Origin of the sequence: Stenotrophomonas bentonitica (genome assembly GCF_013185915.1) — a bacterium.
In the GTDB taxonomy this organism is placed as follows: domain Bacteria; phylum Pseudomonadota; class Gammaproteobacteria; order Xanthomonadales; family Xanthomonadaceae; genus Stenotrophomonas; species Stenotrophomonas bentonitica.
The window spans coordinates 1,329,782-1,349,961 of sequence record NZ_JAAZUH010000001.1 but is presented as its reverse complement, the minus strand read 5'-3'; the positions used below and the strand labels follow the sequence as shown (position 1 = coordinate 1,349,961).

Sequence of the window (20,180 nt, the reverse complement as noted above, 5' to 3'; positions counted from 1 at the left end):
GCGTCAGGTCATGCCCGGTCCGTCCCTGGAGATCCATTTGGTGGTGCCTACGCGTTGGCTGCTCCTGTTGGGACTGCTGTTGCTGTGGCCGCAGCTGGCGGTGGCGCAGCCGATCCCGCCTACGCCGCGCCAGCTGACCGTGTTCGACGGGCTGCCTTCCAACACGGTCTACCGCATGGCCGAGGATGGCTACGGTTACCTGTGGCTCGCCACCAACGATGGCCTGGCGCGCTTCGACGGGCGCAACTACCGGGTCTGGCGCGCCGAGGACGGGCTGCGCGACAACCAGATCTGGAGCGTGCACGTGGACGCGCGCAACCAGTTGTGGATCGGTACCGAGAACGCGGGCCTGGCGATGATGTCCGCCGACCGCCGCGAACTGCGCTTCTTCGACCGCCGCAGCAACCCGGTGATCGGCAGCAACACGATCTGGAGCCTGGCCTCCACCGGCGATGGCGCGCTGTGGTTCGGCACTTACGAAGGCGGCCTGCATCGACTCGACCGCGATGGTGTCATCACCCGCTTCATGCCCGAGCCCGGCAACAAGCGCAGCCTGCCGGCCGCGTCGGTGACGCACATGGCCACCACCCGCGATGGCAGCCTGTGGGTGGGTACCAAGGCCGGGCTGGCACGCTGGACCGGGCGCGACTTCGAGCGCGTTCCGATGTCGAAGCTGCCGACCGCCTTCATCAACGGGCTGACCGCCGAACTGGACGGCAGCCTGTGGATCAGCACCGTTGCGGGCACCGTGGTGCGCCGCCCCGATGGCAGCTTCGAGCCGGCGCCCTGGAAGGTGGATGCCGGCGACCAGGTGCTGGGCATGATGCTGCGCGACGAACAGGGCGGGTACTGGCTCGACACGCAGTCCGGGCTCGGTCGCGTCTACCAGGGCCGGTTCCAGCAGGTGCCGCTGTACAGCGCGGTGGCGCGCGGCCAGGTGCGGCCCAACTGGACCGGCGGTTACGAAGACCGCGAAGGCGGCATCTGGCTGGCCAGCAGCAACAGCGGGCTGTGGCACCTGCTGCCGCGCTGGTGGCAGTTCTCGGTGTTGTCGCGGTTGGAGGACGATCCCGCCTCGCTGCGCAATGGCTATGTGCTGGGCATGGCGCCCTCGGCCAACGGGGGCGTGTGGACCGTCGGCACGCATGGCGCCCTGGACCGTTTCGACGCGGTGTCCGGCAGCGTCGAGCAGCATCGCACCTGGGTCAACGGCAGCAAGTGGCTGCAGTCGGTGCTGGAGGATCGGCGCGGCCAGGTCTGGATCGGCTCGGACGAGGCGCTGCTGCGCTATGACCCGCGCAGCGGCGCGTTGCAGCGCTGGGGCCATGACGCGCAGACCGATCCAGCGCTGGACGGCACGGTGGAAACGCTGGCGTTGTGCGATGGCGACCGGATCTGGAGTTCCGCGTCGGGTGGACTGCAGCAGCGCGATCCCGACGGCCGGGTCCTGCAGCAGGTGCTGGCCGGTACGCACGGCCTGGCGGCGGGCCAGATGGTCCAGGACCTGCTGTGCGGGCCGCAGGACCACCTGTGGCTGGGGACCAGCCAGGGCCTGCTGCAGTGGGTGCCCGCGCGTGCGCGTTTCGAACCGTTGCCCGGCGGCACGGGCGCCGGTATCCATGCCCTGGCCCGCGCCAACGACGGCAGCATCTGGGTTTCGGAAGAGGGACAACTGGTCCGCTATGGCTGGCGCGGCGAGCGGCTGGAGCGCGACGCGCTGGTCGGTGCGGAGGAGGGATACCCGAAGCTGTCGGCGACCGGTCTGGTGGTCGACGCGCAGGACATCGTCTGGGCGGCCAGCGCACGCGGCCTGATCCGCGTCGATGCCGCGCAGGGCAGCGTGCGCCAGTACGGCGTGCGCGATGGCCTGCCCAGCCAGGAATTCCGTCGCGGCACCCTGGTGCGAACCGCCAGCGGCCGCATCGCCGGCGGTACCCCTGCCGGCGTGGTGCTGTTCGACCCGGACCAGGTACGGCCGGCGACCCGGCGCGCGCCGCTGGTGATCGAACGGGTTGAAGTGCGGCGCGGCGACCAGATGCTCGATCTGACCCACCTGGAACCGCTGGAAATCGCCGACGCCGACCGCGACCTGCGGATCGTGGCGCGACTGCTGTCGTTCGCCGATTCGTCGTCCAACAGCTACCGCTACCGCCTGGCCGGCTATGACCCGGACTGGGTGGAAGTCGGTCCGGGCGGCGAACGCGTGTTTTCGCGGTTGCCGCCAGGGCGCTACCGTCTGGAAGTGCAGGCACGTTCGGCCGACCTCGTCTGGTCGCGGGTGCAGGTGCTGGAGTTCCGCGTGCAGCCGCCGTGGTGGCGCAGCGTGTCCGGCCTGCTGGTGATGACCTCGATCGCGCTGCTGCTGATGAGCCTGTTCGCGTGGTTGTACCGGCGCCGCGTGCAGCGCCGCCACGCCTACCAGCTGGCCCTGCACAAGCAGGAACTGGCCGAGCAGGCCTCGGCCGCCAAGACCCGGTTCCTGGCCAACCTGGGCCACGAAGTGCGCACGCCGATGACCGGGGTGCTGGGCATGAGCGAGCTCCTGCTCGGCTCACCCCTGAGCCCGCAACAGCGCAGCTACACCGAGTCGATCCGCCACGCCGGCGAACACCTGCTGCATCTGGTCAACGACGCGCTGGACCTGGCGCGCATCGAGTCGGGCCGACTGCAGCTGCAGAACCAGCCGTTCGCGCTGCAGGGCGTGATCGACGATGTATGCACGCTGATGGCGGCACTGGCCGAACAGAAGGGCCTGCGGTTCGTGGTCGACAACGACCTGCCGGCCGGGCTGGGCAGCGTGGGCGACGCGGTGCGGCTGCGCCAGATCCTGCTCAACCTGCTCGGCAACGCGGTCAAGTTCACCAGCCAGGGCGAGGTGCGGCTCAAGGCGCGCGCGCTGGCGCCGGATCGAGGCCTGTATTTCGAGGTCTCCGACACCGGCCCGGGCATCAGCAGCGACCAGCAGCAGCGCCTGTTCCGCCGGTTCGAACAGGCCGATGGCGCGCGCACTGCAGCGCAGTACGGCGGCAGCGGGCTGGGGCTGGCGATCTGCCGCGAACTGGCGCTGGCGATGCAGGGCCAGATCGGGGTGGAAAGCCAGCTCGGGGTGGGCACGCGCTTCAGCGTGACCCTGCCGTTGCCGCTGCAGCTGGCCGACGCCACGGCCGGCGGTGCAGGGGCGGCCGACGGCCAGCCGTTGCCGCCGTTGCGGCTGCTGCTGGTGGAGGACGACGGCACCGTGGCCGATGTGATCGTCGGCCTGCTCGGCGCGCGCGGGCACCAGGTGGTGCATGCCGGGCATGCGTTGGCGGCCCTGCGCGAAGTCAGCGACACCACGTTCGACGTGATCCTGCTCGACCTGGACCTGCCGGGGCTGGGCGGCATGGAACTGGCCGGGCACCTGCGCAACCAGGGCTATGCGATGCCATTGCTGGCGGTGACCGCGCGGACCGACCCGGGCATCGAGGAACAGGTACGCGAGGCAGGATTCCAGGGCTTCCTGCGCAAGCCGGTGACCGGCGACCTGCTCGAGCAGGCGATCGCGCGGGTGCTGTCGGTCCGCTGAAACGCCAGAAGATCATCGGGCCAGCGGCCCGCTGCTACGAAGTGGCCTATTCGGCCACTTCTTCCACATCCCTCGGCGACGGGCGGGTATCAGGCAGCTGCCAGAAGATCACGGTGGAGGTGAGGGTGATCGCGCCGACGCAGACGAAGGTGGCGTGCAGGGCGGCGGTGGCGCCGTGCAGCGCGTCGAGGTGACCGAACGCGGCCAGCAGGCTGCCGGCGGCCGCTGCACCGAAGCCGGTGGCCAGCATCATCACCATCGACAGCAGGCTGTTGCCCGAGCTGGCGAAGTCGCGGTCGAGGTCGCGCAGGGTCACGGTGTTCATCACGGTGAACTGCAGCGAGTTGACCGCGCCGAACACCGCCAGCTGCACCACGCGCAGCCACATCGGCTGGCCTGGCACCATGAAGATGAAACTGGCCATGGCAATGCCCACCAGCACCGTGTTGACCATCAGCACGCGGCGGTACCCGAAGCGTTCCACCAGCTTGACCGCATAGCGCTTGGACAGCATGCCGGCAGCGGCCACGGGAATCATCAACAGGCCGGCGTTCATCGGACTCATGCCCATGCCCACCTGCAGCAGCAGCGGAATCAACAGCGGCATCGCGCTGCTGCCGATCCGCGAGAACAGGTTGCCGAGGATGCCGATGCGGTAGCTGGGCACGTGGAACAGCGCCAGCGAAAACAGCGGCGCGGTCGAGTTGGCGGCATGCAGCCAGTAGCCGACCAGTGCGGCCAGCCCGGCCACCGTCATCAGCATCACCAGCGCATGCGGCGTGCCCATGCCGGAAATGCCGTCCAGCGCCAGCGACAACACCACCATGCCGAAGGCGAGCATCAGGTAGCCGGCGATGTCGAACCGGGTGCGGTGTTCGGCGTAGTGGTCGGGCATGACCTTGAGTGCGGCCAGGTAGCCGATCACGCCGATCGGCAGGTTGATCAGGAACACCCAGTGCCACGACGCCACTTCGACCAGCCAGCCGCCCAGCGTGGGGCCGATCAACGGACCGACCAGCGCCGGAATGGCGATGAAGCTCATCGCGCGCAGGAACTGTTCGCGCGACACCGAACGCATCACCGCCAGCCGTCCCACCGGCAGCAGCATGGCGCCGCCCACGCCCTGCAGCACGCGCGCGGCCACCAGCTGGTGCAGGGTCTGGGCCAGCGCGCAGGCCAGCGAGCCCAGGGTGAACAGGATGATCGCGGCCAGGAAGGTGCGGCGCGTGCCGAAGCGGTCGGCGATCCAGCCCGAGGCCGGAATGAAGGTGGCCACAGCCAGTGCGTAGCTGAACACCACCGACTGCATCTGCAGCGGACTTTCGCCCAGGCTGCGCGCCATCGCCGGCAGTGCGGTGTTGACGATGGTCGAGTCCAGCATCTGCATGAAGATCGCCAGCGACACCAGCCACAACAACGGCCGGAACGAGGCGTAGCTGAGCGTCGTCATGCCCGTCACCTCAGCGCTGGCTGAGGCGGTGCACGGCCTCCACCAACACCTGCACGTGTTCGGGATTCATGTCCGGCGACATGCCATGCCCAAGGTTGAACACATGCCCCTCGCGCGAACCGCCGTTGCCGCGCGCGTAGCTGTCCAGCACCTGCCCGGCGGCGCGTTCGATCGCGTCCGGGTTGCCGTACAACGTCGCCGGGTCCAGGTTGCCCTGCAGCGCCACGCGGCCGCCGGTACGGGCCACCGCATCGGCCAGGTCCAGGGTCCAGTCCACGCCCAGCGCGTCGGCGCCGGTGTCGGCCAGGTCGCCCAGGTGCAGCCCGGTGCCCTTGCCGAACAGGATCAGCGGGGTGCGCTGTTCGCCGTCGCCGCGCTCCAGTTCGCGCGCGATGCGGGTCAGGTAACGCAGCGAGAATTCGCGGTACATGGCCGGGCTGAGCACGCCTCCCCAGGTGTCGAACACCTGCAGCACCTGTGCACCGGCCGCACGCTGCGCGGCCAGGTAGGCCACCACCGCGTCGGTCACCACCGAGAGCAGCTGGTGCAGCGCGGCCGGTTCGTTCAGCGCCATCGCCTTGATCCGCGCGAAGTCCTTGCTGCCGCCGCCTTCCACCATGTAGCAGGCCAGCGTCCACGGGCTGCCGGAGAAGCCGATCAGCGGCACCCGGCCGTCCAGTTCGCGGCGGATCACGCGCACCGCGTCCATCACGTAGCGCAGCTCGGTTTCCATGTCCGGCACGGCCAGCCTGGCAATCGCCGCCGTGTCGCGCACCGGGTGCCGGAACTTCGGGCCTTCGCCTTCCACGAAATACAGTTCCAGCCCCATCGCATCGGGAATGGTCAGGATGTCCGAGAACAGGATCGCTGCATCAAGATCGAAACGGCGCAGGGGCTGCAGGGTCACTTCGCAGGCGATGTCCGGAGTCTTGGCCATCGCCAGGAAGCTGCCGGCCTTGGCCCGGGTCGCGCGGTACTCCGGCAGGTAGCGGCCGGCCTGGCGCATCAGCCAGACGGGGGTGCAGTCCACCGGTTCGCGGCGCAGGGCGCGCAGCAGGCGATCGTGGCGGGAAGGGTCGGTCACGGGGTGCGTCCTTGGGGTAAACGTTCGATGATCTGGTAGCCGCGCCGCAGCTCGGCGTCGCGTGCCTTGTCGAAGGCGGCCTGGGCCTCGGCCCGGGTGTCGTACTGTTGGCGGCGCAGTCGCGCGCGCCCGCCGACCGGGCCCGACTGGAGCAGCAACTCCCAGCTGCCGAACAGGTCCGGCACCAGTGTGAGCTCGAGATAGTGGGCCCGCTCGGTGCCGATCGGGGCGTGCTGCAGGAAAACGTGCATGACCACGATTGTAGCCGCGAACCGGGAACGCGGCCGTCACTGCGCCGGCTCAGCCGGTCCGGAGCACCCGCAGCACGTCGGCTTCGTCGATGTCGGACACCACCTGCGCGCGGCCGATGCCCTGCCACAGCACCAGGCGCAGGCGGCCAGCCACGTTCTTCTTGTCCAGCCGCATCCGCGCCAGCAGCGCTTCGGGATCCAGCCCGGCGGGAATCTCGACCGGCAGCTCATAGCGCAGCAGCAGGTCGCGCAGGCGCGCGGTGTCGTCCGGATGGCTCATGCCGAGCTCGACCGACAGCCGCGCGGCCAGCACCATGCCCACCGCCACGGCTTCGCCATGGTTGAGGTTGTCGTTGCCCGGCGCGCCGTAGCCCTGTTCGGTCTCGATCGCATGGCCGAAGGTGTGGCCCAGGTTCAGCAGGGCGCGCTCGCCCCGTTCCAGCGGATCGCGCGCGACAATCTCGGCCTTGTGTTCGCAGCTGCGCGCGATCGCCTGGGCCAGCGCGGCATCGTCGCCGGCCAGCAGTGCAGCGTGCTCGGTCTGCAGCCACTGGAAGAACAGCGGGTCGCGGATCGCACCGTACTTGATCACCTCGGCCAGCCCGGCGCGCAGCTCGCGCGGCGGCAGCGTGCGCAGCGCGGTCGTATCGGCGATCACCGCGCGGGGCGGATGGAACGCGCCCACCAGGTTCTTGCCTTCGGGGATGTCCACTGCGGTCTTGCCGCCGACCGAGGAGTCCACCATGGCCAGCAGCGAGGTCGGCAGCTGGACGCAGTCCACGCCACGCATCCAGCACGCGGCCGCGAAGCCGGCAAGGTCGCCGGCGACGCCGCCACCCAGGGCCATCACGCAGGCGTCGCGGGTGGCACCCAGCGCGGCCAGCGCGGTGATCGCCGCGCCGAAGTTGGCCAGGGTCTTGGACGCCTCGCCGGCCGGCAGCACCAGCTCGCCGACGATCAGGTCGGGGCGTTCGGCCTGCAGCGCCTGCTTCACCCCGGCCAGGTACAGCGGGGCCACCGAGGAGTCGCTGAGCAGCAGCACGTGGCGGCCGCGCACATGGCGGGCCAGCAGCGCGCCCTGGCCGAGCAGGCCCGGGCCGATATGGATGGTGTAGGGGGTGTCGCCGCCTACGGCGACGTTGCGGGGCGAAGCGGTCATGCGGTCGGTTCCAGTCGCTGCCAGTGCGTGGCCAGGCGCAGCACCAGCTGCGCGGTGGCCTCGCCCGGCGTGTACAGATCGGTGTCGAGGGTGAGGTCGGCCAGCCCCTGGTACAGCGGGTCGCGCACGCTCGCCATCTGTTCCAGCACCTGCGCGCGGTCGGGCCGCTGCAGCAGCGGCCGGGTCCGGTCGCGGGCCAGCCGTTCCAGCTGGGCAGCCACGCTGACCCGCAGGTAGACCACGAAGCCGCGCCGGGCGATTGCCGCGCGGTTGTCCGGGTCCAGCACCGCGCCGCCGCCGGTGGAGACCAGCTGGCCCTGGCCGGCCAGCAGCTGCTGCAGCACCTGGCGTTCGTGCTGGCGGAAGCCGGCCTCGCCGGAGTGCTCGAAAATGGTGGGAATGCTGGCTCCGGCCGCGTCCACGATGGCTTGGTCGGCGTCCACGAAGTCCAGGGTGAAGCGCTCGGCCAGGCGGCGCCCGATGCAGGTCTTGCCGGCGCCCATCGGGCCAATCAGGATCAGGTTCGGAGCGGGATTCATTACCCGTGATGCTAACACCTCCGTGTCGCGGCCTTTACGCGTTTACCCCCATGGTGGGCCGCGCGGAATCCCCCGCGCGCAACCGGAGCAGGTCCATGTCAGTAGCCAAGGTCATCGAGATCACCGCCGCGTCCCCCACCAGCGTCGAAGACGCGGTCCGCACTGGCTTGCAGAAGATCGGCGAAACAGTGAAGGGGATCAAAGGCGCCTGGATCGGCGAAACCAAGGTCGTTACCGACGACTCGGGCAACATCACCGAGTGGCGGGTCAACCTGCGCGTGACCTTCGTGGTCAAGTAAGGTGGCCCTCGTGCCGCGCTCAGCCCGGCGCGGACACGATTCCACGGTGTTCGTCCAGCACCACCACCCGGTCGGCCCGCTCCGGCAGGGTGCGCAGGGCCTGGCGGCTGACCCGTTCGTAGTACTGCACGAAACGGTCCAGCTGCGCACGGCTCATGCTGCTGCGCCCGGGGTGTGCGGCCTGCAGGTTCTGCTCCTGCTGCCATCGCCAGCGCGGCACCACGGAAAAATCCGGCGGTTGCAGGAACCACAGCCGGTGGCAGCGCTGCCACAGGGCAGGGTAGTGCTCGGCCAGCGCCTGGTTGCACCAGCGGCGCCAGCGGCCGTCGGCGTCGGCTTCGCGTTCCAGCGCATTGAGCGGCGGGTCCAGTTCGGATTCGGCCTGTGCCGGCGTGCCCAGGAACCAGCCCTCGAAGACCAGCAGGTCAAGTGCGGCCTCCACGTGCGGCCACTGCGACGCGGGCATGCGCTCATCGGCCAGTTTGTCGAAGCGCGGCAACGCTACCGGCTGCCGCGCGGCAATGGCATCCAGCGTGGCGTGGGCCAGCTCCAGGTCGTGTGTGCCCGGCGGGCCACGGGTCAGCAGCAACGGGTGGACCTGGCGCGCCAGTCGCTGGCGCTGCGCGCGGGTCAGGTAGAAGTCGTCGATCGACAGCGTGGCCGCGCGCAGCCCTCGCTGCCCGGCCAGGGCGACCACCTGTGCGGCCAGCGTCGATTTGCCGCTGCCCTGCAGGCCGCTGATCGCCAATACTGGTACCGCTGCGTCCACCGCCAGCGCATCCTCCAGCGCCTGCGCGACCAGCGCTTCGGGAAATTCCTTGTTCCGGGACATGTGCGCTGCAACGTGCATGCGGTGACAATAAACCCAAACCGAGCCGCAAGATACCGACCATGACTGATCTCCATGCAGAAGCGCTGTCCACCTTCGCCGCGCTGTTCGAAGAAGCCAAGCGCAGCGCCGAAATTGAACCCAACGCGATGACCGTGGCCACCGCTACGGCCGCAGGCATTCCCTCGGCGCGCACGGTTCTGTTGAAGTCGTTCGACGCGCGCGGCTTCGTGTTCTACACCCACCTGGACAGCCACAAGGGCCGCGAGCTGCAGGCCAACCCGCATGCCGCGCTGCTGTTCCTGTGGCGCAGCCTGCGTGAGGCCGGCATCCAGGTGCGCATCGAAGGTGGGGTGGAACAGGTCAGCGACGCCGAGGCCGATGCCTACTTCGCCTCGCGTCCGCGCATGAGCCAGATCGGCGCGTGGGCCTCGCTGCAGTCGCGCACGCTGGCCTCGCGCGAGGAATTCGATGCGCGCGTGGCCACCGCCGAATCCAGCTTCGACGGGCGTGAGGTGCCGCGACCGGATGGCTGGAGCGGGCTTCGCGTGGTGCCGCGCCGGATCGAGTTCTGGTACGGCGCGCAGTTCCGCCTGCACGAGCGCTGGTGCTATGAGGTCGACGCGGCAGGGCAGTGGAGCAAGCGCCTGCTGTACCCCTGAGGTCTCCCGGTCTGCGGTGCACCCTCCCCGGCGCACCGAAGCCATGGGGGCTCAGCCGACCACGGGCAGGGTCAGTGCACCGATCAGGTCCGACATCGACTTCTGCTGGGTGGTGATCCCGCCCAGCGCTTCGAACAGTGCGAACAACTGTTCGCGCCGGGTCGTACGGTCGGCCTCGCGGCGGAACGCGTCCAGCGTCGAGGTATCGGGCACGGCGCGGCGGGTGGTGGCGCCGCCGGTGTGGGTGGCCGGTTGGCGTCGCAGCCAGAAGTCTGCTTCCAGGCTCGGCACCGAATCCGCGTCGGTCAGCGCGTCTGCCAACCGGTCCAGGTCGGCGCCGTGCGTTTCCAGCAGCGCCGCCCAGGTCTCTTCGCGCGGCGTGGTGGCCGAGCATTTGGAGAGGTAGCGCATCATCGCGCTGGGCAGGCTGCCGGCGCCGAGGTGTTCATCGCGGGTGGTCTGCTGGGCGCGGGTGTGCTGCGCCGACAGGGTCGGGAAGACCCCGGGCCCCACCGGCACCGGCACGGTAAACCCGATCTCTTTTTTCGTGCCCGTGGTCAGGCGGGTCAGGTGCACGTGGTTGCCGCGCGCCGACGCGGGGAAATCCCGGTCCTTCTGATAGGTCGGTTCGAAGAACCGCAGCAGCCAGGTGGCCTCGCCACTCACATCCAGGCTCGCCGTGATCGGATCGATCAGCGCTTCGACCTCGCGCAGGGGCAACGCACCCCATTCCGGCACCTGGCGTTCCACTTCGGCCAGGATGCTGCCCAGCGCCGGCCCCAAGGATGCGGCCACGGTCACCTCCAGGTACTTGCCGTCACGCCACGGATCCGGATCCTGGCGGACGTGCCGGGCCACGTCCACCGTGCCGCCAATGTTGAGCAACGGCAGTGCGGTGCTCAGCGACAGCGTGCCGCGGGTGGTAGCGATGCGCTGGATCTGCTCGCGGAACGCCTGGGTGGCGCGGTCGATCCACTCGCGATCGTGCGGAAGCGTGGTGTCGTGGATCCTGCGCGCATCCGCCTGCACCGTGCGCTGCAACGACGTCCACTGCGCATGCGCCGGGCCCGGGTCCGGTTCGGGCGCGGCCTGCAGCCACGCCAGGGTGTCGAGCATGGCGATCATCACCGGCTCGCACGCGGTGCCGGTACTTCCCCAGTCGCGCGCCAGCGAGGCCAGTGGCGCGCGCGCCAGTTCCGGTGAACGCAGCGAGAGCGCGGTCAGCGACTGCAGGTGCTCGAACGCGGTGCGTGTCTGCGCTACGGCATTCAACCGCTGGGCCAGCCCGTCCGGGTGCCGCGGGTGCTGCATCAGCAACCGCACCGTCTCCATGACCGGGACCGGCGCCGCCTTGCCCGTCGGGTCACGGTCGAGCACGCTGGACACCCTGTGCGATACGCGCGCATCCAGCACGCTGCGGATCGACGCGTCCTGGGCTGCGGGCAGGCCTTCCGCGTCCAGCTCGGTCAGCCGGGTCGGCAGCGCCGCGCGCAGTTCGAGCCGGCTGAGCGCGCCGCTGGCACTGAGCTGCCCGACGCCGTAACCGGCCGCAGCGGTCACTGCGCCGCCATGGGTGGTCATGCCGGCCTTGATCAGGATCCCGCGCTTGCCGAATGCCAGGGGTTGCGCCCCGGCCCGGACGCCCATCAGCATCGGCAGCCGGGACTGCCAGGCCATCGCCCGGCTGGTGCGCTCGTCGTAGCGGTCGCGGTGCGGCTCGGTGACACGCTGGTACGCGCGCTGCAGGACGTTGCCGCCCAGCCGGCGTGCCACCGACGCGTGGGCCAGGCGCAGTACCCGTGTACGCATCGACATGGAAATGTCCGCGTCGCCTTCGGTGCTGTAACCGCTGAGCGTGCCGGTGATCCCGACCCCCGGCCCGACCTTCGCCTGCGCGCTGGCCTCGGCCATCACGGTGGCACTGCGCACGGTGCCGATGGTCAGATCGTCGAAGGTCGCCGTGCTGGTTTCCGTGCGTGCGCCGCCCGCGACCCCGGCGTCGACGGCACCCGGCAGGCCGAACCGCACCCCGAGCATGCCGCCGGTGCCGGTGCTGCGCTGGGAGCCGGGCAGTTCGTTGACGCGCTCGCGCTCGGTATGCCGCGCGATCTGCTCGTGCAGCATCGCTTCGGCACGTGCCGCCCGGGTCAGGTCGTACAGGGCGCTGCGCAGCACCTTGAGGCGCTCCGCTGCAGGTGCATGGGTTCGCACTGGCGTAGTGGTGGGCAGGGTCTTGACCACGCGCAGAAGCTGGCTGGCCTGGCGACTGTTCAGCGGCGCCTTCGGGTCCAGTGCCAGCGCATCCAGCTTCGTGCCGAACGCCGCCGGCGCTTCGGTGCGGGCCTGGTCGAGCAGGGCATGGATCTGCCCGGTCAGGATGCCCAGTGCGTTTTCGTCCGGTCCGGGCGCGCGCGGAACGTCGGCCTGATCGGCCGGGTCGGCGTTGGCGGCAGCCGCTGGCATCCGGCTCACCCGCACGGGCGCCGGCAGCGCAAGCGAAGCCTGGTTGGTGATGTCGATCACCCGAATCCGCCGCAATCCATGCGGGGCGACCGGGATGGGCGTGTCGCGCCGGGTGCGCATCAGCTTGGCGGCGTGGACGAAGAAGCTGGGAAGGATCCTGGCGAGAGCTTGGGGCATGCGGCGTTCCTGATGCGGGTGGATGGAGGTCGCACCGGCGCAGGCAGGGCAGCCGGTGTGCTCCGGAACCTACCGGCGCCGCGCGGGCTTGCACATTCCACTTCTCGCAAAGAATTCACTGGGGGTTTTTCTTGATGAACCCGCTTTGCGGCGCGTAACAGGCCAAAGGCGAATGGTGCTATCGCTCCGATCAATCGTGGGGAGTTGCTGGGGGCAGCGCGTCAGCCTTGAAAACAAGGGCATTCACGGTGCCGAATGCACTGATGTCGCTTTCGGTGCGATAGGCGCGCTCTGTTCAAGTAAACCGGGTAACCGCGGCGGGTGTCGGTTCCTGCACTTGCAGCATGCGTGATGATGAACATGTCGCAGAACCGAATCGGTGCGAATTGGTTTCGGAATTTTCCCGGTGCAATGTCGGATGACACCCGATCTGCGTGTCAGCGCCTGCAGCGGTGCGCAGGTTGCGCGTTAACCTGTAACGCGCAGCCAGCGCCACAGGGTCGTACGCGACACGCCGAGGCGTGCCGCCAGCTGTTCACGGTTGCCCTGGTGGTCGTCCAGCCACTGCTGAAGCACGGTCGGGGAAGGGCGAGTGGCGATGGCGGGAAGGGCGGACGCTGCACCTGCGGCGGCGGGGAGCGCCTGCTGCAGTTCCGGCAACCAGGTTTGCAGCTGCGCCACTCCGAGCGCTCCGGCCTGCAGCGGCCAATGGATGCGCAGCCGGTCGACCAGGTTGCGCAGCTCGCGCACGTTGCCGGGCCAGGCATACGCGCAGAGACGCTGGGTGGCCTCCTCATCCAGCGGCGAAGGACGTTGCCCGAGCTGCTGGAAGAAGTGCTCCAGCAACACCGGCACGTCCTGTGGCCGTTCCTGCAGGGTGGGCAGGGCAATGCGCAGGGCCGCCAGCCGGTAGTACAGGTCGCGGCGGAAACGTTGCGCCTGCACCAGCGATTCCAGTGCCTGCAACGTGGCAGCGACCACGCGGACGTCGACCGGAGTCGGTTCGGTGGCGCCCACGCGCAGCACTTCGCGTTCCTCCAGCACCCGCAGCAGCCGGGTCTGCAACGGCAGCGGCAGTTCGCCGATCTCGTCCAGGAACAGGGTGCCGCCGTCGGCGGCCTCGACCAGGCCGACGCGTCCGCCACGGCGCGCGCCGGTGAACGCGCCTTCGGTGTAGCCGAACAACTCCGCTTCCAGCAGCGATTCGCTGATCGCCCCGCAGTTCAGCGCCACGAAGCGGCCGCTGCGTCCGCTGGACGCGTGCAGCTGGCGTGCGACCAGTTCCTTGCCGGTGCCGGTGGCGCCGGTGACCAGCACGGTGCTGTCGTGCGGCGCGTACAGCGCGATGCGTTCGCGCACCTGTTGCATGGGCGCACTATCGCCCAGCAACAGCGGCCGTTCTGCGCGGCGCGCGGCGGCAGCGCGCCGGCGCGGCGGCGCTGCACCGGAGCGGGCCAGGGTCTGGGTCAGTTCCAGCGCATGTTCAAACGCGTGCCGCACCGAGTCGGCCGAGTACAGCAGCACTCCGGGCAGCCCGACCTGTTCGGCATGGTCGATGGCCATACCGGTGCCGACGATCACTTCAATGCCGTTGGCACGCAGGTCGGCGATGCAGTCGCGCGCGTCTTCGCGGGTGACGAAGCGGCGATGCTCGATGTCCAGCCCGAAGCTGTGCTGGAAGCTGTTGAAGCTGGGCACGTCGCTGGCATGGGTAACCAGCCCGATCCGCGGCGCGATCCGTCGCGCCCTGGCCAACGCTTCCATCAGGTCGAAGCCGTTGGCCTGGATCGGCACCAGCGGCACCTCCAGCCGGCTGCGCAGGTAGGCCGCGTTGGAGCCGCCGGCAATCACCACGTCGCAGTGTTCCCGACGCAGGCGCTGGCCGATCACGTCCACCGCCTCTTCGAAGCCCAGGTTGATCGGCACGATGCGGGCGCGCCGGTCGAATTCGGGAATCACATCGCCGAGCAGCCCAGTCAGGCGCGACACGCTGACCGTCCAGATCACCGGCAGGGCGCCGGAGTCGGGATCGGGCTGGCGGGGGCGAGGCAGGCGGATCGACATCGGGCGGGGCCATGTTTCAGTTGCATGCATGTTACATGCGTTTCAATGTTTCAAGATGAAACAGCTTGTTCCACGCCCCGGATGAACAAAATCAATCACTTGCCAGTTGGCATGCCCCTTGCGCCCTGTAACGGGTCAACCACGATGGAATGTTGCCCATGAGCACCCCTGTTTCCTCCGCCGGCGCCCGTTTTCGCGAAGCGCTGGCCGCTGAGTCGCCGCTGCAGGTGATCGGCGCGATCAACGCCAACCACGCGCTGCTGGCCAAGCGTGCCGGATACCGCGCGATCTACCTGTCCGGTGGCGGCGTCGCGGCCGGCTCGCTGGGCCTGCCCGACCTGGGCATCAACACCCTGGAAGACGTGCTGGTCGACGTGCGCCGGATCACCGACGTCTGCGACCTGCCGCTGATGGTCGACATCGACACCGGCTTCGGGCCGAGCGCGTTCAACATCGCGCGCACCGTGAAGTCGCTGATCAAGGCCGGCGCCGCCGCCTGCCACATCGAAGACCAGGTCGGCGCCAAGCGCTGCGGCCATCGTCCCGGCAAGGAGATCGTGACCCAGGGCGAGATGGTCGACCGGGTCAAGGCTGCGGCCGACGCCAAGACCGACCCCGATTTCTTCCTGATCGCCCGCACCGACGCCATCCAGGTCGACGGCGTGGACGCGGCGATCGAGCGCGCCATTGCCTGCGTGGAGGCCGGCGCCGACGGCATCTTCGCCGAGGCCGCGTACGACCTGGCCACCTACCGCCGTTTCGTGGACGCGGTGAAGGTGCCGGTGCTGGCCAACATCACTGAATTCGGCAAGACCCCGCTGTTCAGCCGCGACGAACTGGCCTCGGCCGGCGTGGCGATCCAGCTGTTCCCGCTCTCGGCGTTCCGCGCGGCCAACAAGGCCGCCGAGAACGTGTATGAGACCATTCGTCGCGATGGCCACCAGAAGAACGTGGTGGACGCCATGCAGACGCGCGAGGAACTGTACGACCGTATCGGCTACCACGCCTTCGAGCAGCAGCTCGATGCGCTGTTCGCCGCCAAGAAGTAACGTCGCACCATTGTTTTCTGGAGGGATCATGAGCGAAGCAACCACCGCCCCCGGCTTCAAGCCGAAGAAGTCCGTCGCCCTGTCGGGTACCGCCGCCGGAAACACCGCACTGTGCACCGTCGGCCGCAGCGGCAACGACCTGCACTACCGTGGCTATGACATCCTGGACCTGGCCAACACCAGCGAGTTCGAGGAAATCGCCCACCTGCTGGTGCACGGCAAGCTGCCCAACCGCGCCGAACTGGCCGCCTACAAGGCCAAGCTGAAGTCGCTGCGCGGCATTCCGGCCGCGGTCAAGGCCGCCCTGGAAGAGCTGCCGCCGTCGGCGCACCCGATGGACGTGATGCGTACCGGCGTGTCCGTGCTCGGCTGCGTGTCGCCGGAGAAGGACGACCACAACCATTCCGGCGCGCGCGACATCGCCGACAAGCTGATGGCCTGCCTGGGCTCGATGCTGCTGTACTGGTACCACTGGAGCCACAACGGCCGCGCCATCGACGTGGAGACCGACGACGATTCCATCGGTGGCCACTTCCTGCACCTGCTGCACGGCGTGCCGCCGCAGCAGTCCTGGGTCAAGGCGATGCACACCTCGCTGATCCTGTACGCCGAGCACGAGTTCAACGCGTCCACCTTCACCTGCCGCGTCATCGCCGGCACCGGCAGCGACATGTACAGCTGCATCACCGGTGGCATCGGCGCGCTGCGCGGTCCCAAGCATGGCGGCGCCAATGAAGTGGCGTTCGAAGTGCAGAAGCGCTACGACTCCCCGGACGAGGCCGAGGCGGACATCAAGGCCCGCGTCGAGCGCAAGGAAGTGGTGATCGGCTTCGGCCATCCGGTGTACACGGTCAGCGATCCGCGCAACAACGTGATCAAGGACGTGGCCCGCGAGCTGTCGGCCGAGCAGGGCAACCTGAAGATGTACGACATCGCCGAGCGCCTGGAATCGGTGATGTGGGACATCAAGAAGATGTTCCCGAACCTGGACTGGTTCAGCGCGGTGAGCTACCACATGATGGGCGTGCCGACCGCCATGTTCACCCCCCTGTTCGTGATCGCCCGCACCTCCGGCTGGAGCGCGCACGTGATCGAACAGCGCATCGACGGCAAGATCATCCGCCCCAGCGCCAACTACACCGGGCCGGAAGACCAGGCCTTCGTGCCGATCGACGAACGCAAGTGATGGTGAGGGGCGGCTGCGGCCGCCCCTCGGTAGCGCCGGCCGTTGGCCGGCCTTCCGGAACCTTCCCTCCGGCCCGCCAACCTGCAGCAAACGCCAGCCATGACTTCCTTGAATACGCTCTACCGCAAGAACCTCCCCGGCACCGCGCTGGACTATTTCGATACCCGGGCCGCGGTCGACGCGATCCAGCCCGGCGCCTATGCCACGCTGCCGTATGTCTCGCGCGTTCTGGCGGAAAACCTGGTGCGCCGCTGCGACCCGGCCACCCTTGAAGCCTCGCTGCGGCAGCTGATCGAGCGCCGCCAGGACCTCGATTTCCCGTGGTTCCCGGCCCGCGTGGTCTGCCACGACATCCTCGGACAGACCGCACTGGTCGACCTGGCCGGCCTGCGCGATGCCATCGCCGACGGCGGTGGCGACCCGGCCAAGGTCAACCCGGTGGTGCCGGTGCAGCTGATCGTGGACCACTCGCTGGCGGTGGAATGCGGCGGCTACGACCCGCAGGCGTTCGAGAAGAACCGCGCCATCGAAGACCGCCGCAACGAAGACCGCTTCCACTTCATCGACTGGACCAAGCAGGCCTTCCAGAACGTGGACGTGATTCCGCCGGGCAACGGGATCATGCACCAGATCAACCTGGAGAAAATGTCGCCGGTGATCTACGTCAAGGACGGCGTGGCCTTCCCGGACACCTGCGTCGGCACCGACAGCCACACCCCGCACGTGGACGCGCTGGGCGTGATCGCGATCGGCGTGGGCGGCCTGGAAGCCGAGAATGTCATGCTCGGCCGCGCCTCGTGGATGCGCCTGCCCGACATCGTGGGCGTTGAGCTCACCGGCAAGCCGCAGCCGGGCATTACCGCCACCGACGTGGTGCTGGCCCTGACCGAGTTCCTGCGGGCGCAGCGCGTGGTCGGTGCGTGGCTGGAGTTCTACGGCGAAGGCGCCGCCGCGCTGACCATCGGCGACCGCGCCACCATCTCCAACATGTGCCCCGAATACGGCGCCACTGCGGCGATGTTCTACATCGACAGCCAGACCATCGACTACCTGCGCCTGACCGGTCGCGAGGAAGCGCAGCTGGCACTGGTGGAAAACTACGCGCGCACCACCGGCCTGTGGGCCGACGATCTGGTCACCGCGCAGTACCCGCGCGTGCTGAGCTTCGACCTGTCCAGCGTGGTCCGCAACATGGCCGGCCCGAGCAATCCGCACCGCCGCCTGCCGGTCAGCGCACTGGCCGAGCGCGGCATCGCCGACGCCGCCAAGCTGGAAGCGGGCAAGGCCGAGCAGGCCCAGGGCCTGATGCCGGACGGCGCGGTGATCATCGCCGCCATCACCAGCTGCACCAACACTTCCAACCCACGCAACGTGATCGCCGCCGGCCTGCTGGCGCGCAAGGCGAACGAGCGCGGCCTGCTGCGCAAGCCGTGGGTGAAGTCCTCGTTGGCACCGGGTTCCAAGGCCGTGCAGCTGTACCTGGAAGAAGCCGGCCTGCTGCCGGACCTGGAAAAGCTCGGCTTCGGCATCGTCGCGTTCGCCTGCACCACCTGCAACGGCATGAGTGGCGCGCTGGATCCGGCGATCCAGCAGGAGATCATCGACCGCGACCTGTACGCCACCGCCGTGCTGTCGGGCAACCGCAACTTCGACGGCCGCATCCACCCCTATGCCAAGCAGGCCTTCCTGGCCTCGCCGCCGCTGGTGATCGCCTACGCGATTGCCGGCACGGTGCGCTTCGACATCGAAAAGGACGTGCTGGGCGTGGATGCGCAGGGCAACGAGGTCCGCCTCAAGGACATCTGGCCCAGCGACGCCGAGATCGACGCGGTGGTGAAGGCGGCGGTCAAGCCCGAGCAGTTCCGCAGCGTCTACAACCCGATGTTCAACGTGCGCGTGGAATACAGCTCGCAGGTCAGCCCGTTGTACGACTGGCGCCCGCAGAGCACCTACATCCGCCGCCCGCCGTACTGGGAAGGTGCGCTGGCGGGCGAACGCACGCTGGCCGGCATGCGTGCGTTGGCGGTGCTGCCCGACAACATCACCACCGACCACCTCTCGCCCTCGAATGCGATCCTGGCCTCCAGCGCCGCCGGTGAGTACCTGGCGAAGATGGGCCTGCCCGAGGAAGACTTCAATTCCTATGCGACCCATCGCGGCGACCATCTGACCGCGCAGCGCGCCACCTTCGCCAACCCGAAGCTGTTCAATGAAATGGTGCGCAACGAAGACGGCACCGTGAAGCAGGGGTCGCTGGCCCGGGTCGAGCCGGAAGGCAAGGTCATGCGCATGTGGGAAGCGATTGAAACCTACATGGCGCGCAAGCAGCCGCTGATCATCATCGCCGGTGCCGACTACGGCCAGGGCAGCTCGCGCGACTGGGCCGCCAAGGGCGTGCGCCTTGCCGGCGTGGAAGCCATCGTCGCCGAAGGCTTCGAGCGCATCCACCGCACCAACCTGATCGGCATGGGCGTGCTGCCGCTGGAGTTCAAGCCGGGCACCACGCGCCTGACCGTGGGCATCGACGGCACCGAAACCTTCGACGTGATCGGCGAGCGCACCCCGCGCGCCGACCTCACCCTGGTCGTGAAGCGCCGCGACGGCACCCAGGTGCTGGTACCGGTCACCTGCCGCTTGGACAGCGACGAAGAAGTGGCCATTTACGAAGCCGGCGGCGTGCTGCAGCGCTTCGCCCAAGACTTCCTGGAATCCGCCCAGGTGGCGTAAAAAAGGGCGAACGGTGCGCCAACCTGAACGATGAACGGAGCGCGCTTGCGGCCACCCGGCCGCAGGCGCACCATCTATGGCAATAATTGCCAAAGAGACTCCCATGGCTACGATGAACATCTCGCTCAGCGATCCCTTGAAGCAATTTGTCGACGAAGAAGTCAGTGAGGGCGGTTACTCCAGTACCTCCGACTACGTTCGCGACCTGATTCGGCAGCGTCAACGTGCCAAGGCCGAGAACCTGCTGCGGCAGTTGATCGCTGAAGGTGTGGCGTCCGGTCCTGCCGTGCCGGTCACGCCTGACACATTCGTGCAGTTGCGCCAGGAACTAGCGGAGCGTTTGCGACGTGAAGCCGATTGAGTGGCGCCCGAGCGCGAGGCAGGACGTTGCCGATGGGGCGTACTGGTATGCAGGTCGGGGGGGCTGGCACTGGGCGAGCGCTTCATTGCCGCTGTCGACGCTGTACTGGCTCGGCTTTCAGAATTTCCTTCGTCAGGTTCATTGCGTCATGCCGACGTCGTTGACGGAGTGTCGGGCCCGCTTCGTTTCAGTGTGGTCTCCAGTTTCGACCGCTACCTCGTCTACTACTTCGATCTGCCTTCCTGCATTCAAGTAGTCAGGGTGTGGGACGCCTCACGCGGGCTGGATGATCTGTTGGGATCTGACGAGTAAACA

At 68.6% G+C, this 20,180-nt stretch carries 15 protein-coding genes; 7 read left to right on the top strand and 8 right to left on the bottom strand.

Features of this window, described 5'->3' with window-relative positions:
• Positions 1–10 precede the first annotated feature (10 nt).
• Positions 11–3,565, top strand: a complete 3,555-nt coding sequence (locus HGB51_RS06025) for a hybrid sensor histidine kinase/response regulator (protein WP_141739075.1) — start codon at positions 11–13, stop codon at positions 3,563–3,565.
• A gap of 46 nt (positions 3,566–3,611) precedes the next feature.
• Here HGB51_RS06025 and mdtD read toward each other — a convergent pair whose 3' ends face one another.
• The 5 genes from mdtD to HGB51_RS06000 are packed head-to-tail and all read right to left on the bottom strand — an operon-like array spanning position 3,612 to position 8,048.
• A complete protein-coding gene (gene mdtD / locus HGB51_RS06020; RefSeq protein WP_070207128.1) occupies positions 3,612–5,015 on the bottom strand; it encodes a multidrug transporter subunit MdtD in 1,404 nt (467 codons plus the stop codon).
• A gap of 10 nt (positions 5,016–5,025) precedes the next feature.
• A complete protein-coding gene (hemE, locus tag HGB51_RS06015; RefSeq protein WP_070207127.1) occupies positions 5,026–6,099 on the bottom strand; it encodes a uroporphyrinogen decarboxylase in 1,074 nt (357 codons plus the stop codon).
• Entirely contained in the window at positions 6,096–6,350 is a 255-nt protein-coding gene (locus HGB51_RS06010) for a WGR domain-containing protein (RefSeq protein WP_070207126.1), read from the bottom strand. Before HGB51_RS06010 ends, hemE begins: the two co-directional genes overlap by 4 nt.
• A 49-nt stretch (positions 6,351–6,399) precedes the next feature.
• Complete coding sequence (gene aroB, locus HGB51_RS06005; protein ID WP_070207125.1) at positions 6,400–7,509, bottom strand: 3-dehydroquinate synthase; 1,110 nt, start codon at positions 7,507–7,509, stop codon at positions 6,400–6,402.
• Positions 7,506–8,048 carry a shikimate kinase gene (locus tag HGB51_RS06000; protein ID WP_070207124.1) on the bottom strand — a complete coding sequence of 181 codons (543 nt, stop codon included), beginning with the start codon at positions 8,046–8,048 and terminating at the stop codon, positions 7,506–7,508. The genes aroB and HGB51_RS06000 overlap by 4 nt, the downstream gene beginning before the upstream one ends.
• A 95-nt stretch (positions 8,049–8,143) precedes the next feature.
• Here HGB51_RS06000 and HGB51_RS05995 point away from each other — a divergent pair, with 95 nt between their 5' ends.
• Entirely contained in the window at positions 8,144–8,347 is a 204-nt protein-coding gene (locus tag HGB51_RS05995) for a dodecin family protein (RefSeq protein ID WP_070207123.1), read from the top strand.
• 19 nt (positions 8,348–8,366) lie between these two features.
• Here HGB51_RS05995 and HGB51_RS05990 read toward each other — a convergent pair whose 3' ends face one another.
• Entirely contained in the window at positions 8,367–9,197 is an 831-nt protein-coding gene (locus tag HGB51_RS05990) for a kinase (RefSeq protein WP_070207122.1), read from the bottom strand.
• 41 nt (positions 9,198–9,238) lie between these two features.
• Here HGB51_RS05990 and pdxH point away from each other — a divergent pair, with 41 nt between their 5' ends.
• Positions 9,239–9,838 (top strand): pyridoxamine 5'-phosphate oxidase, encoded by a 600-nt coding sequence (pdxH, locus tag HGB51_RS05985; RefSeq protein WP_070207121.1) that lies wholly within the window; start codon positions 9,239–9,241, stop codon positions 9,836–9,838.
• Between the two features lie 51 nt (positions 9,839–9,889).
• On the opposite strand, the gene HGB51_RS05980 is transcribed toward pdxH, so the two are convergent.
• Together HGB51_RS05980 and prpR are read right to left on the bottom strand one after the other, a co-directional pair.
• Positions 9,890–12,478, bottom strand: a complete 2,589-nt coding sequence (locus tag HGB51_RS05980) for a hypothetical protein (RefSeq protein ID WP_141739074.1) — start codon at positions 12,476–12,478, stop codon at positions 9,890–9,892.
• Between the two features lie 468 nt (positions 12,479–12,946).
• A complete protein-coding gene (gene prpR, locus HGB51_RS05975) occupies positions 12,947–14,536 on the bottom strand; it encodes a propionate catabolism operon regulatory protein PrpR (protein ID WP_070207142.1) in 1,590 nt (529 codons plus the stop codon).
• 155 nt (positions 14,537–14,691) lie between these two features.
• On the opposite strand from prpR, the gene prpB reads away from it, so the two are divergent.
• The 4 genes from prpB (at position 14,692) to HGB51_RS05955 (ending at position 19,865) form a co-directional block, all read left to right on the top strand.
• Entirely contained in the window at positions 14,692–15,591 is a 900-nt protein-coding gene (prpB, locus tag HGB51_RS05970; protein ID WP_084738883.1) for a methylisocitrate lyase, read from the top strand.
• A 28-nt stretch (positions 15,592–15,619) separates the two neighbouring features.
• A complete protein-coding gene (prpC, locus tag HGB51_RS05965) occupies positions 15,620–16,777 on the top strand; it encodes a bifunctional 2-methylcitrate synthase/citrate synthase (protein WP_070207118.1) in 1,158 nt (385 codons plus the stop codon).
• Between the two features lie 108 nt (positions 16,778–16,885).
• Positions 16,886–19,504, top strand: coding sequence for a Fe/S-dependent 2-methylisocitrate dehydratase AcnD (acnD, locus tag HGB51_RS05960; RefSeq protein ID WP_070207141.1), 2,619 nt, complete (start codon positions 16,886–16,888; stop codon positions 19,502–19,504).
• Between the two features lie 103 nt (positions 19,505–19,607).
• Positions 19,608–19,865: a type II toxin-antitoxin system ParD family antitoxin gene (locus HGB51_RS05955; protein ID WP_070207140.1), complete on the top strand. Its 258-nt coding sequence runs from the start codon at positions 19,608–19,610 to the stop codon at positions 19,863–19,865.
• Positions 19,866–20,180: the final 315 nt, after the last annotated feature.